The organism is Alcanivorax sp. 1008 (assembly GCF_020667895.1).
Classification (GTDB): Bacteria; Pseudomonadota; Gammaproteobacteria; order Pseudomonadales; family Alcanivoracaceae; genus PGZG01.
Window position 1 is genome coordinate 215,779 of the sequence record NZ_JAFMPS010000003.1, and the last position, 12,256, is coordinate 228,034.

15 protein-coding genes and 1 tRNA gene are annotated in these 12,256 nt (G+C 55.2%); 15 read left to right on the top strand and 1 reads right to left on the bottom strand.

Annotated elements, in window-relative coordinates:
* The first annotated feature begins 106 nt into the window (after positions 1-106).
* The 15 genes from J1C54_RS06355 to J1C54_RS06425 all read left to right on the top strand — a co-directional run bounded on the left by J1C54_RS06355 (position 107) and on the right by J1C54_RS06425 (position 11,017).
* Positions 107-1,318, top strand: a complete 1,212-nt coding sequence (locus J1C54_RS06355; protein ID WP_229145935.1) for a hypothetical protein — start codon at positions 107-109, stop codon at positions 1,316-1,318.
* A 75-nt stretch (positions 1,319-1,393) separates the two neighbouring features.
* Complete coding sequence (gene ruvC / locus J1C54_RS06360; RefSeq protein ID WP_229145936.1) at positions 1,394-1,912, top strand: crossover junction endodeoxyribonuclease RuvC; 519 nt, start codon at positions 1,394-1,396, stop codon at positions 1,910-1,912.
* Complete coding sequence (gene ruvA, locus J1C54_RS06365; protein ID WP_229145937.1) at positions 1,909-2,511, top strand: Holliday junction branch migration protein RuvA; 603 nt, start codon at positions 1,909-1,911, stop codon at positions 2,509-2,511. Before ruvC ends, ruvA begins: the two co-directional genes overlap by 4 nt.
* 13 nt (positions 2,512-2,524) lie before the next feature.
* Complete coding sequence (ruvB, locus tag J1C54_RS06370; RefSeq protein WP_229145938.1) at positions 2,525-3,559, top strand: Holliday junction branch migration DNA helicase RuvB; 1,035 nt, start codon at positions 2,525-2,527, stop codon at positions 3,557-3,559.
* Positions 3,556-3,966 (top strand): tol-pal system-associated acyl-CoA thioesterase, encoded by a 411-nt coding sequence (gene ybgC / locus J1C54_RS06375; RefSeq protein ID WP_229145939.1) that lies wholly within the window; start codon positions 3,556-3,558, stop codon positions 3,964-3,966. The genes ruvB and ybgC overlap by 4 nt, the downstream gene beginning before the upstream one ends.
* A gap of 35 nt (positions 3,967-4,001) precedes the next feature.
* On the top strand, positions 4,002-4,691 hold the full coding sequence (gene tolQ / locus J1C54_RS06380; protein ID WP_229145940.1) for a protein TolQ: 690 nt from the start codon (positions 4,002-4,004) through the stop codon (positions 4,689-4,691).
* A complete protein-coding gene (gene tolR / locus J1C54_RS06385; protein ID WP_229145941.1) occupies positions 4,691-5,119 on the top strand; it encodes a protein TolR in 429 nt (142 codons plus the stop codon). Before tolQ ends, tolR begins: the two co-directional genes overlap by 1 nt.
* Positions 5,119-5,847, top strand: coding sequence for a cell envelope integrity protein TolA (gene tolA, locus J1C54_RS06390; protein WP_229145942.1), 729 nt, complete (start codon positions 5,119-5,121; stop codon positions 5,845-5,847). The genes tolR and tolA overlap by 1 nt, the downstream gene beginning before the upstream one ends.
* Positions 5,844-7,127: a Tol-Pal system beta propeller repeat protein TolB gene (tolB, locus tag J1C54_RS06395; protein WP_229145943.1), complete on the top strand. Its 1,284-nt coding sequence runs from the start codon at positions 5,844-5,846 to the stop codon at positions 7,125-7,127. Before tolA ends, tolB begins: the two co-directional genes overlap by 4 nt.
* A gap of 51 nt (positions 7,128-7,178) precedes the next feature.
* Positions 7,179-7,751, top strand: coding sequence for a peptidoglycan-associated lipoprotein Pal (gene pal / locus J1C54_RS06400; RefSeq protein WP_229145944.1), 573 nt, complete (start codon positions 7,179-7,181; stop codon positions 7,749-7,751).
* Positions 7,752-7,764: 13 nt separating this feature from the next.
* The gene (gene ybgF, locus J1C54_RS06405) at positions 7,765-8,517 is read left to right on the top strand and encodes a tol-pal system protein YbgF (RefSeq protein WP_229145945.1); all 753 of its coding nucleotides are present in this window, start codon (positions 7,765-7,767) and stop codon (positions 8,515-8,517) included.
* A gap of 37 nt (positions 8,518-8,554) precedes the next feature.
* Positions 8,555-9,196 (top strand): 7-carboxy-7-deazaguanine synthase QueE, encoded by a 642-nt coding sequence (gene queE / locus J1C54_RS06410; protein WP_229145946.1) that lies wholly within the window; start codon positions 8,555-8,557, stop codon positions 9,194-9,196.
* Positions 9,193-9,870 carry a 7-cyano-7-deazaguanine synthase QueC gene (queC, locus tag J1C54_RS06415; protein WP_229145947.1) on the top strand — a complete coding sequence of 226 codons (678 nt, stop codon included), beginning with the start codon at positions 9,193-9,195 and terminating at the stop codon, positions 9,868-9,870. The genes queE and queC overlap by 4 nt, the downstream gene beginning before the upstream one ends.
* 84 nt (positions 9,871-9,954) lie before the next feature.
* Positions 9,955-10,029 (top strand) — tRNA-Lys (locus J1C54_RS06420).
* Positions 10,030-10,111: 82 nt separating this feature from the next.
* Complete coding sequence (locus tag J1C54_RS06425; RefSeq protein ID WP_229145948.1) at positions 10,112-11,017, top strand: aspartyl/asparaginyl beta-hydroxylase domain-containing protein; 906 nt, start codon at positions 10,112-10,114, stop codon at positions 11,015-11,017.
* A 54-nt stretch (positions 11,018-11,071) separates the two neighbouring features.
* Here the strand turns inward: J1C54_RS06425 and J1C54_RS06430 are convergent, their stop codons facing one another.
* Positions 11,072-12,130 carry a porin gene (locus J1C54_RS06430; RefSeq protein ID WP_229145949.1) on the bottom strand — a complete coding sequence of 353 codons (1,059 nt, stop codon included), beginning with the start codon at positions 12,128-12,130 and terminating at the stop codon, positions 11,072-11,074.
* Positions 12,131-12,256 lie beyond the last annotated feature (126 nt).

Genomic DNA, 12,256 nt, shown 5'->3' on the forward strand with positions numbered 1-12,256 from the left:
CGAGCTGCGACATTGATTTTGGGTTGTCATCAGGGTCGTGGCATAGCACCATCCGTTTAACGTAATGTAATACCACTGTTAAACGGAACGCCTACGGGGGCTTGCTATGCAAAACTCATTACTCCGAGTCACGCTTTTGGCGTTGATGTCTGCTGTTCTGCTAAGTGGCTGTCATACGCGCAGCTACTTGCCTCCAGATGGTCAGATGGCCCCCTCCGTGGCGCCACCGCAGGAACTCTCTGCCTACTCTGGCTCTGTCTCTTCCAGCAAAATTGAAATGATGCATCAATCTGGCAGAGAAGAGAGGCTTCGTAAGGGCTGGAATGAAGCTGCTAAATGGTTTGCTGGTGATGGTACTGATTATGAAGTGGCAATTGACGTCAAGAAAACGGATGGCAAAGGTGGCTGGACATTTGTCACCTATCTGCTGACGTTGTCGCTACTGCCATACGTTGAAACGAATAGCTACGAGAGCACTATGGAGCTTCGCTCCGGGGACGTCGTGCTGTTCAGCAATACGGATTCGTTTGCCGTCAGGGAGTCGCTATCCGTCTATTTTCCAACGGCGTTGCTTTTTGGTGCGCAGGGGCCTGGTCCGTTGTATAGCATTACCAGCGATCAGCTGAATCGCCACGCGCTGGCACTTGGTCAGTTTATTGCGGAAAGTAGAGGTGCATATCAGGCGGCCGTTCAAGGCGGTACCGTGGCTACCTATCGCAAGTATCTTGCCGACAACCCGACATCGTTTTTCCGTATGGACGCACTGCAGCAACTGGCGGCATTGGCGCCTGACCGCCAACCGTTGGCATTTCATCGTGAAAACCTTGCTATCGACGAGCGATATGCGCGGTTTATCCCGCCGGCCCACGCGGTCTGGTTTATCGGGCCAGAGGGTATGAAGGTGTCTGATGTATTGGAGAAACAGGCGGGCGAGGATATTGATTTGCTGGCCTCACGTATTCGTGCCGCAGGTCAGCCTTACAAGGTTTTTAATGATGAGGAAGTTGCCGCGATGAAGGAGGGCGGTCTAAAACCAGCCCTGATCGCCGCAATGATTGATGCTTCCGCTGGGCAGCCGTCTGCATCTTCGGTCGCCCCTGCTGCAGCTGTGCCTGTGGCTGTTCAAGCAGACCCTGTGCCTGCACAGCCTGCGGATGCAGCTGCTGCGGCGCCCACCGCAGGCGATATTGCGGCGGACTGTGCCAAGCGTCTGGCGGCAATGCAGGCCTGCGATCAGATACCCTCTTTTGGGAAAAATATCTGCAAAGCACAGGTGCGGAAAACGTACGATCATCTTGTCTGCTCGGTGATTCAGTAGCGCTCTTGGTACTGGACATCTGGCCAGCACGCGGGTACAAAGGACGTGCCCGCAGCTGCTCTTCCTGATAGGCCCATGACCCTCATTCTTGGTATTGATCCCGGCTCGCGCCACACCGGCTTTGGTCTGATTCGCCAGCAGGGTGGTGCCCTTGGCTACGTCGCCTGTGGCACCATCAGCACCGCTTCAGATGATATTCCGGCTCGCCTTGGTGAGATTTTTTCCCGTCTGTCGATGGTGGTGGAAGAGCATGGGCCGGCAGAGATGGCTATTGAAAGGGTCTTTATGGCGCGCAACGCAGACTCTGCGTTGAAGCTTGGTCAGGCTCGCGGCGCGGCGATCTGCGCCGTGGTGCAAGGTGGGGTGCCCGTGTTTGAATACTCCGCGCGGCAGGTTAAGCAGGCACTAGTGGGCAAGGGTAGTGCCGAGAAAACACAGGTGGCACAGATGGTCCGCTATCTGTTGAAGCTGGATCATGTACCACAGGAGGATGCAGCAGATGCTTTGGCCATTGCCATCTGTCATGCCCATATGCGTGTCAGTCTGGCACGCATTGCAGGTGCCACAGCAGTAAGAGGGCGACGAATCCGATGATCGGACAACTATCCGGCAAACTGCTGGACAAGCGAGCACCATGGCTGCTTATTGACGTTGGTGGTGTCGGCTACGAGGTCGAAGCGCCCATGACGGTGTTTTACCAGCTGCCCGATATCGGCGCTAACCTCCAGCTATATACTCATTTTGTGGTGCGCGAGGATGCCCAGCTGTTGTATGGCTTTGCATCCCGGTTTGAGCGTGAGTTATTCCGGGCGTTGGTCAAGGTTAATGGGGTCGGGCCCAAAATGGCTTTGGCGATTCTGTCTGGCATGGAGGCTGAGCGTCTGGTGCGCTGTATCGAGTCTCAGGACAGCAGCACGCTGATAAAAATACCCGGTGTTGGCAAGAAGACCGCGGAGCGCCTGTTGATAGAGATGTCGGATCGGCTGGGCAAGCTCGACGGAGCACCTGTTTCCCTGCCGGGCCTGGCATCCGTTGCCATGCCAAGCGATGCCGTCAGCGATGCGGTGGCTGCTCTTGAGAGTCTCGGCTACCGGCCCAAGGATGCACAGGCGGCGGTGGCCAAGGTGGCGGATATGGACTCAATGACTAGCGAGCAGTTGATTCGTCAGGCGCTGAAAGGACTTGCCCGATGACCCGGGGAGCAGCATGAGTATTGAACGCATTGTTTCCGCCGATTCACTGGAACATCAGGAAGAGCAGCTTGAGCGCGCTATCCGGCCTGCCAGCCTGAGTGACTATCACGGCCAGCCTGAAGTACGCGAGCAGCTGGAAATTTTTATTGATGCGGCGCGCAAGCGTGGTGAGGCGCTGGATCACACCCTGATTTTTGGCCCGCCGGGGCTGGGTAAAACCACGCTGGCCCACATTATTGCCCGGGAAATGGGCTCCGAGTTAAAGAGCACCTCCGGCCCGGTCCTTGAGAAAGCGGGAGACTTGGCTGCCATTCTGACCAATCTCGAGCGGGGAGATGTCCTGTTTGTCGATGAAATACATCGCCTGTCGCCGGTGGTGGAAGAGATCCTCTACCCGGCCATGGAGGACTATCAGCTGGATATCATGATTGGTGAGGGGCCTGCAGCCCGTTCTATCAAGATCGAGCTGCCACCCTTCACGCTGGTTGGCGCCACTACCAGAGCAGGCATGCTTACCAGCCCATTGCGTGATCGTTTCGGCATTACTCAGCGTCTTCAGTTTTACTCCACGGAAGATCTGACAGGGATTGTGCGGCGTGCTTGCGAGATCTTTTCCCTGCCGGTAGATGAGGATGGTGCAAGGGAAATTGCCCGGCGGGCCCGTGGTACACCGCGGATTGCCAACCGTCTGTTACGCCGTGTGCGAGACTACGCAGAAGTTCGCGCCGACGGCCGTATAACGGGTGCCATCGCTAGTGCAGCCCTGGATATGCTGCAGGTGGATGCTTGCGGTCTGGATGGCAACGATCGGCGCCTACTTGTCACTATGATGGAGAAGTTCGAGGGAGGACCAGTTGGTTTGGACTCTCTGGGGGCGGCGTTAAACGAAGATGCTGGCACGCTGGAGGAAGTGGTTGAGCCATACCTGATCCAGCAGGGGTTTATTCAGCGCACGTCACGGGGCAGGGTGGTGACTAATCATGCCTGGCGCCACTTTGGCCTTAAACCGCCTAGAGCTGTAAGCTCGGGAGATCTGTTCGAGTCATGACTGCCAGCTCCTTTCGTCTGCCGTTAAGGGTCTATATCGAAGATAGTGATGCTGGCGGCATCGTCTACTACGTCAACTATCTGAAATTCATGGAGCGTGCCCGTACGGAGTGGCTACGTACCTTAGGATATCAACACTACTCTCTGGCAGGGCAAAATTTTCTGTTCGTGGTGCACTCCTGCGCAGTTCGCTATCATCGCCCGGCGCGGGTTGATGACGCCCTTGAAGTCACTGCCAATCTGATACGTCTTGGCAAAGCGACGCTGGATTTTCATCAGCAGGTCTGGCGCCGAGATGAACTTCTCTGCGAAGCAGATGTCCGTGTGGCCTGTGTGTCTGCTAGTGATATTCGACCGCAGGCTATGCCGGCGGCGCTTCACAGTAACCTGAAAAATGCCCTGAACTGATAGATACCTGACCCATTATATAAAGGAGCCGCTCGATGGTTGAGCAAGACAGCATGTCCATTCTCAGCCTGATCGGTAATGCCGGTCTGGTTGTTCAGCTGGTGATGGCGGCATTGATGCTGGCGTCTGTTGTGTCCTGGGTGATGATTGTGGTGCGTTACCGCGTTCTCAGCCGGGCGCGTCGCGCCGGGGCGGTTTTTGAAGAGCGTTTCTGGTCTGGCGACGATCTCACCAGCCTCTATCATCAGGTGAAAAAGGCACCGGACGAGGATGCAGGGCAAGAGACAATCTTCCGTGTCGGCTTTGAAGAATATGTACGTCTGATGAAAAGCTCCCGTGACGCTGATGCGGTGATGGAGGGTGCCCAGCGTGCTATGCGTGTGGCGCTGCAGCGCGAGCAGGCCAGACTCAACCGGAACTTGCCATTTCTCGCGACCGTTGGCTCTACCAGTCCATATATCGGTCTGTTCGGTACGGTATGGGGAATCATGAACTCTTTCCGGGCACTAGCCCATGTGTCTCAAGCAACGCTCGCTGTGGTAGCTCCGGGTATTGCCGAGGCGTTGATTGCAACTGCCATGGGCCTGTTTGCTGCAATTCCCGCCGTTGTTGCCTATAACCGATATGCCTCTCTGACTGATGAGCTGGTGGGTGAGTGCGAGATGTTTGCGGAGGAGTTTTCTTCCCTGCTGCACCGTCAGGCTCACTCCGGGGAGCAACAGTAATGTCTATGAAAATTCGGACACCACGTAAGTTGGTGGCCGACATCAATGTGGTGCCTTACATCGACGTCATGCTGGTGTTGCTGGTTGTGTTTATGATCACGGCGCCGATGATGGTCCAGGGCATCAATGTCGATTTGCCGAAAACCAATAGTGCGCCGATAGACAGCAAGGATCAGGAGCCAGTAATCGTTTCTGTGAAAAAAGATGGCAGCTATTTTATTAACGTGGGTGGAGATATACAGAAATCTGCCAGTTTGGACACGGTTAAAGGGCACGCGTTACGCATCCATCGAAATAAACCGGAAACACTATTTTTGCTGGAGGGCGATGCGGAAGTGCCCTACGGAACCGTGGTCGCTTTGATGTCTGCGTTGCAGGGTGCAGGCATTGAAAAGCTCGGTTTGGTTACGGAGCCCCCGGAGAAGTGATGGATAGGGATCTCGGCCCAGCGCTGGCGATCGCCCTGACTCTGCATCTTTTGATTGTTGGAGCGGTGACTTTTACCTGGTCATCAGAGCCGACGATTAATCGTGTTCGGCCAGTTCCGCCCCATGTTATGGCCGTGGTCATGGAAAAGCCTGCCGCCAAGCCGGCGCCAAAGCCCGTGGCAAAGCCAAAACCGAAGCCGGTTGCCAAGCCTGAGCCAAAACCAACGCCAAAGCCAAAGCCAAAGCCTGTCGCAAAGCCGGTGCCGAAGCCTGAGCCAAAACCTGTAGCTAAGCCGCAGCCGGCTCCAGAGCCAGCGATTAAACCGGCGCCTTCATTTACTGCGCCCAAACTGGATGAGTTGTTGGCGACTGAAGATCGCGAGATTGATTTTGCCGTGGCAGAACAGCAGGCGCAGGCGGCCAGAGAGGCAACAGAGACAGAAACTTATGCAGCGGCAATACGCTCTGCGCTTAGCCAACGTTGGATTATTCCCGCCACTGCTCGCGAGAAGACCTCTCTTTCCGCAGATATTCGTATCCGGCTGCTGCCCGGGGGCGAGGTTTTGGATGTAAACCTGATCCGCTCCAGCGGCGATCGCGCTTTTGATGACTCTGCCATGTCTGCAGTACGTAGCGCAGGTAGGCTGCCGGTGCCATCCGGTGAGCTGTTTAACAAAAACTTTCGTGACATTACCATCAACTTTAATCCTCAGATGGCGGGCCAATGATCAGATTATTTTCCATTATTACCTCTATCTTGTTGGCAGGTGCTGCGCAGGCGCAGCTGATGATCCAGGTCACCGAGGGGCGGGTTGATGCCGTGCCGATTGCGGTTGTCCCCTTCGCTGCCGGCGGAGCTGCCGCTCCAGAGCAGATGGATGGGATTATTGCCGCCAACCTTCACCGTAGTGGCCAGTTTCGACCACTCCCGGCAGAGGATATGCTCAGCAGGCCAAGCCGTGGCGATCAGATAAGTTACCGGGATTTCCGGGTGCTCGGCAGTGAATTTATGGTAGTCGGTAGAGTTGACTCTTTGCCGGCGGGTGATTTTCGGGTGAGTTACGAGCTCCATGATGTTCCCCGCGGAGCCAAGCTTATCAGCGAGACGTACCAGGTGCAGGGCACGCAGTTGCGGGATGTGGCCCATGCCATATCGGACCGAATCTATGAGCAGCTCACTGGTGTGCGTGGTGCATTTGCTACCCGCATTCTCTATGTGACGCACAATCGTGGTGCAGACTATCCCTTTCAGCTGCAGTATGCCGATGCCGATGGAGCCCGCGCTCGCACGGTTTTGCGCAGCCGTGAGCCGATCATGAGCCCATCCTGGTCTCCGGATGGCAAGCAGATTGCATATGTCTCTTTCGAAGCAAGCGGCATGCCGGGGGTTTATATTCACGAGCTGGCAACCATGCAGCGTCAGTTGATTAGCAGTTTTAAAGGCATCAATGGTGCACCGGATTGGTCGCCGGATGGCCGCAAACTGGCTCTGACCTTGTCTCGTGATGGCAACCCGGAGATCTATGTGTTGGATATCGCCAGTCGCCAGCTGACTCGCATGACCAATCACTTTGCCATTGACACGGAGGCAAGGTGGCTTCCTGATGGTCAGTCGCTGGTGTTTACCTCCAGTCGCGGCGGTGGTCCACAGATTTACCGGCTGGATATGAGGGACAAGTCGGTGCGCCGGGTCAGCTTCGAGGGTGATTACAATTCCAACCCGGCGGTGACACCGGATGGTCGCTATTTGGCCTATATTCATCGCAAGGGCGGCCAGTTCCATGTGGCTGTGCAGGATTTACAGCGTAATACGTTCAATATCGTCACTAGCACTGAACAAGATGAGTCTCCCAGTGTTGCGCCGAATGGAAGTATGATAATTTACGCGACGAAACATAGGGGTACGGGCGTTTTGCAGGCCGTATCCGTCGATGGCAGGATAAAGGTGCACTTGCCGTCGAAGGAGGGAGAAGTCAGGGAGCCATCTTGGTCACCGTTCTTCCAGTAATGTTACCGGGCAGTGTTGCCCATTTGATAGCTACTTAACAGGAGTCACCCGATGAGTGCCTTTGCTTCTAAATCCTTGTTTGCCGTATTGCTGGCCTCCACCCTGGTTGCTTGTTCCAGCAAGCCCACCGATGATCAGAGCGGCGACATGCAGTCTGCTCCGGCGACTCCTCAGTCTGAGGTTAGTGCGGTTGATGATCAGCAATCACTGCAGGCCCAGCAGAGCGCCATCGCGCTGACTGCCGAGAACTTCCATAACCATCCGTCTAACTACGATGGTTCTACCAGCAGCCGGGTTATCTACTTCGCGTTTGATAATGCTTCTGTGCCGGCAGCGGCTTTCGATACTCTGCGTGCTCACGCCAACTACCTGAAAGGGAATAGCAACGCCAAGGTGCGTCTGGAAGGTCATGCAGACGAGCGTGGCACTCGCGAGTACAACGTGGCTCTGTCCGAGCGTCGTGCGCAGTCAGTCGAAAAGTTCCTGCGTGTTCAGGGCGTTTCCGCTGCACAGATCGAAATGGTCAGCTATGGCGAAGAGAAGCCGGCAGCATATGGCAGCGATGAAATGTCCTGGGCGAAGAACCGCCGAGTGGAGCTGAACTACCTGTCTGGCCGTCCGTAACAGGGCTTAGATAATGACTAAACGCCTGATTCTCGGCGTTATTCTGAGCGGGCTGTGGGTCTCTGCCTTTGCGCAGGGCCTCGGCCCGTTGTCAGTTGAAGATCGTGTTCAGGGCTCGCGCCAGTCCGCTGCCGCCAGCGACGAAGCGCTGATGATGCTGATGCAGCAATTGCAGCAATATGAGCAAGAAATCAGCATGTTACGCGGCCAGTTTGAAGAGCTTCGTTTTGAGCTTGATAACATGAAGCAGGCCGAGCGGGATCGCTACCTGGATCTTGATAGCCGCATTAATGCTTTGTCGGCGACTGGTACGGCGGTGTCGAGCGCAAATAACCCCCAGGCCGCCACCTCTGCTGGAGCAGCCGTAGATACACCGGCGGACCCAGAGGCTGAGCGTTCAGCCTATATGGCTGCGCGGGATCTGCTTTATTCCAGCCGATTTGATGATGCGAGAAAGGCTTTTGAGGCCTATCTGTCCACTTACCCACAGGGACAGTTCCGGGATTTTTCCCACTTCTGGTTGGGCGAGGCTTGGCGAAGCCTGGATAAGCCCGACAGGGAGCAGGCGATGGTCCAGTTTCGTACCGTTATCGAACGCTTCCCCGATAGTAGCCGGGTGCCCTCGGCCATGTATCGCCTGGCGATGCTGGAAGCCGAGTCAGGCAAGACTGACCAGGCCCGAGCGACCCTTAACCGGGTCATTCAGCAGTTCCCCAGCTCGTCTGAAGCGGGATACGCAAGAACTATGCTCGAGCAGCTTAAGTAACTCCTGATGGCTCCTGTGGAGCCTGTTTGAGGCATCCTTGGATCTGCGAATCAGCGAAATCTTCCACTCCTTGCAAGGCGAGGCACGCAGCGTCGGGCGCCCGACCGTGTTCGTGCGCCTGACGGGCTGCCCTCAGCGCTGTGTCTGGTGTGATACGGAATATGCCTTCTCGGGCGGCGCGAAGTACTCCATTGACACCGTTCTCAAGGATGTTGGCGAGTATCAAGCTGAGTATGTAACGGTGACCGGTGGTGAGCCGTTGGCACAGCCAGCTGTCCACCCGTTATTGGTCGAGTTATGCGATGCGGGCTATCAGGTCAACCTGGAGACCGGCGGGGCACTGGACATCAGCGAGGTGGATTCTCGGGTCAGCATCGTTATGGACCTCAAGGCCCCGGGATCCGGTGAGCTGCATAACAACCGTTTGGAAAACATTGCGCTGCTGTCAGCCAAGGATCAGGTCAAGTTCGTGCTTGCCGATCGGCGTGACTATGATTGGGCGAGGATGCAGCTGGACCAGTATGGTCTAGCCAGACGCGTCAGCGAGGTGCTGTTCTCACCGGTATTTGGCCAGCTGGATCCAGCCGAGCTGGCTGGCTGGATCCTTGACGATCGTTTGCCGGTGCGCTTTCAGCTGCAGCTACACAAGCTACTGTGGAAGGATGCGAGGGGTAAATGAAGAGCAGGGCGGTGGTATTGCTTTCTGGCGGTCTGGACTCAGCGACCTGTCTGGCTCTGGCCAGAAAGGAAGGTTTGGAGTGCCATACTGTTTCTTTTGACTATGGCCAGCGTCACCGCGCTGAGTTGGTTGCTGCACAGCAGTTGGCTAGCTCTCTGGGCGCCACCACCCACCGGGTTATTGAGCTGGGCCTGGGTTCCATTGGCGGATCGGCCTTAACTGACAATGCTATTGCCGTGCCGGAAAATGGCGGGGAAGGAATTCCTGTGACCTATGTCCCGGCCCGTAATACGGTCTTTCTGTCGTTGGCACTGGGGCTGGCGGAAGTGCTGGATGCCGAGGAGATCCATATTGGCGTTAACGCTGTTGATTACTCCGGCTATCCGGACTGTCGTCCGGAGTTCGTCGCAGCATTCCAGCAGCTCGCTGACGTGGCCACCAAGGCAGGTGTGGAGGGCCATGGCCCACGGATTGTCACTCCGTTGCTGAATCTCAGTAAGGCGCAGATCATTCTGGCAGGAATAACAGCCGGACTGGATTACGCGTTAACTGTGTCCTGCTATCAGGCGGATGAACATGGTTTTGCCTGTGGCCGCTGCGATAGCTGCCGGTTACGTAGCGAGGGTTTCGCTAGTGCTGGAGTCAAGGATTCCACGAGATATCGATCAATCTGAGCGGACTCGGTGCCACGATGGGAAAAAAACATGCATTTTCTCTTGTCGGGCGCGGAAAAATCAGTATCATTTGCGCCTCTTTCGGGGCCGTTAGCTCAGCGGTAGAGCAGTTGGCTTTTAACCAATTGGTCGATGGTTCGAATCCATCACGGCCCACCATGATCAAACGTAAAAAGCCCCGCAGTGTTAGCTGTGGGGCTTTTTATTTTGTGCCGGTAAAAAAAACAGGGAGCAACACTCCATGATGATTGTGATTTTGATACTGGCTGCATATGCCGGCTGCATAATATTTCTGCGGGTTCGCAACCGTGTTTCGTTCGAACTGGGGCGGCAGTTGACTGACTTCTCCACCTTCATGGTGCCCTTTAATATTCCGGCGTACTTACTGTCTAAGGTGCCCACCACCGCACGGCTTTCCATGGACAGCTTTCCGGAGCTAAAGATTTTACAAGACAACTGGGAGGTCATTCGTGATGAGGCGTTAGAGCTGTATGGTCAAGGTCATATAGCAGTAAAAGATGATTTGCCTGCCAGCAGTTTCTACAAGGACAATCGTTGGAAAAGCTTCTATCTGAAGGTCTATAACAACGATATCCCGTCTGCCTACCAGTTGGCGCCGAAAACTCGGGCCCTGATTGATCAGGTGCCAGGAATGAATATTGCCTTATTTGCAGTTCTGATGCCCGGCAAGCGCCTGAATAAACATCATGATCCTTTTGCTTATACTGTGCGCTACTCCTTGGGCTTGTCTACGCCAAACGACGAAGCCTGTGGATTGATGATTAATGGCGATCACTATATCTGGAAGGACGGTGACAGCATCATCTTCGACGAGACCTATCTACACTCGGCTTATAACGATACGGATAAGCCACGCATTATTCTGATGACAGATATTGATCGTCCAATGCGCCCGCGTTTTGTCCAGCGTCTGTATTATTACTTTGGCAGTTTTTTCAACAGCCTGTTCTATATCGATAATATCGATAGCAGCCACTCTGGCATCGGCAACCGTTTGGGCAAGGGCGTGCTGGCTTACAAGGATGTGCTAAAGAAGATCAAACGCTGGAATCGCCCCGTGTATGTGATCGGCAAGTGGCTGGTAATTCTTGCGGTACTGGGGCTCGCCATAAGAGCTATTGGCTGAGTGCCTTATTGTCCTAAGGTGGCCCGGTGATAACTGGGCCACCTTAGGCGTCGACTAAAAACGATAAATCATTCCTGCGGAAACCGCGTCTGGTGTGTCGCCGTTTCCGCTGACCAGGTCATCATTGCGCCCCTGAGACCATGGATCACGGTTGATGAGGTCGCCGTTAGTCACTTGGCCGTAGGTGCCATAAAACACAAGCTCTTTGGCTACGGTGTACTCCATGCCAACGGCAAAAAGTTCCGCATCCTGATCAACGCCCGCCGCGTTCAGCCTGTAGTAGTGAGTTTTAACGGCAAGTTTGTCTGTAATGTTTTGCTTGATGCCGGCGCCCCAGGCATCAATGTCCGGGTTGTCGGCTCGCTGATACAGACCGACCAAGCGAGTATCACCTAGTTGCCACGATAGCGCAGCACGACTGGCTTGCCGTTCGGTCAGCACCGCAGCGACGGCTCTGGCGGACTTTTCATGGGCTACAGCTAACCAAATATTTTCGCCACGCCATTCCAGTGAGGCACTCCATGAAGCCTGATCCGACGAAGTAGCAGCGGCGGCATCCTGATTGCTGGAGTATTGCAAGTTGGCAGTCAGGTTGTTCCAGGATGGCGTCTGATAGGCGATTGAATTGCGTAACCGTTCATTCCACCAGTTGGCATCGGTGGTGGTGGTAAGACCATCGGCGATGTCGGCACGAAGGATATTGCGGCCGTCGCCGACCTGATCCGAGAACAGACTTGTGCGGCTGTGCAGGAGCTTGAATGGGGTGTCAAAGCGTCCAGCACGAAGCTGCCCCCAGTCGCCGCGTAACCCAGCAAAGGTATTGCGGTCGGTTGCCAGGGCGGAACCATTATCCGCATAGACCTCCACCTCAACCTGCCAGATCGCCGTTAGCGCATCGGAAATGGGGGTGTTGCCACGAAAGCCCAGTCGACTGCTGTTACTCGATATAGTGGCGCCTTCATCGCCGGAATTCGGGTTGACAGGGTCGCCAGCATCCGCATTAAGGTAATCCGCCGATATATGGAAAAGGCCATAGATTTCAGCCTCGCCAGCAGAGGCTGACAGCGGAGTCAGCGCTGCCAGTAGTGCCGGGGCGAGATGTTTGATACGCATGGATTTCTCTCCGTGACCAGAAAAGGGCAGGGTACGTTGTTGTGAAGGATTTATGAAGGGAGTGGTTTCACATCGGAGTCACGGTGTACAAGGCTACCATTACCGCTATATTGACTAGGAAAACAG

Coding starts and splice junctions, on each gene's coding strand:
- J1C54_RS06355 (WP_229145935.1), top strand. CDS start 107: ATGCAAAACTCATTACTCCGAGTCACGCTTTTGGCGTTGATGTCTGCT.
- ruvC (WP_229145936.1), top strand. CDS start 1,394: ATGACCCTCATTCTTGGTATTGATCCCGGCTCGCGCCACACCGGCTTT.
- ruvA (WP_229145937.1), top strand. CDS start 1,909: ATGATCGGACAACTATCCGGCAAACTGCTGGACAAGCGAGCACCATGG.
- ruvB (WP_229145938.1), top strand. CDS start 2,525: ATGAGTATTGAACGCATTGTTTCCGCCGATTCACTGGAACATCAGGAA.
- ybgC (WP_229145939.1), top strand. CDS start 3,556: ATGACTGCCAGCTCCTTTCGTCTGCCGTTAAGGGTCTATATCGAAGAT.
- tolQ (WP_229145940.1), top strand. CDS start 4,002: ATGGTTGAGCAAGACAGCATGTCCATTCTCAGCCTGATCGGTAATGCC.
- tolR (WP_229145941.1), top strand. CDS start 4,691: ATGTCTATGAAAATTCGGACACCACGTAAGTTGGTGGCCGACATCAAT.
- tolA (WP_229145942.1), top strand. CDS start 5,119: ATGGATAGGGATCTCGGCCCAGCGCTGGCGATCGCCCTGACTCTGCAT.
- tolB (WP_229145943.1), top strand. CDS start 5,844: ATGATCAGATTATTTTCCATTATTACCTCTATCTTGTTGGCAGGTGCT.
- pal (WP_229145944.1), top strand. CDS start 7,179: ATGAGTGCCTTTGCTTCTAAATCCTTGTTTGCCGTATTGCTGGCCTCC.
- ybgF (WP_229145945.1), top strand. CDS start 7,765: ATGACTAAACGCCTGATTCTCGGCGTTATTCTGAGCGGGCTGTGGGTC.
- queC (WP_229145947.1), top strand. CDS start 9,193: ATGAAGAGCAGGGCGGTGGTATTGCTTTCTGGCGGTCTGGACTCAGCG.
- J1C54_RS06425 (WP_229145948.1), top strand. CDS start 10,112: ATGATGATTGTGATTTTGATACTGGCTGCATATGCCGGCTGCATAATA.
- J1C54_RS06430 (WP_229145949.1), bottom strand. CDS start 12,130: ATGCGTATCAAACATCTCGCCCCGGCACTACTGGCAGCGCTGACTCCG.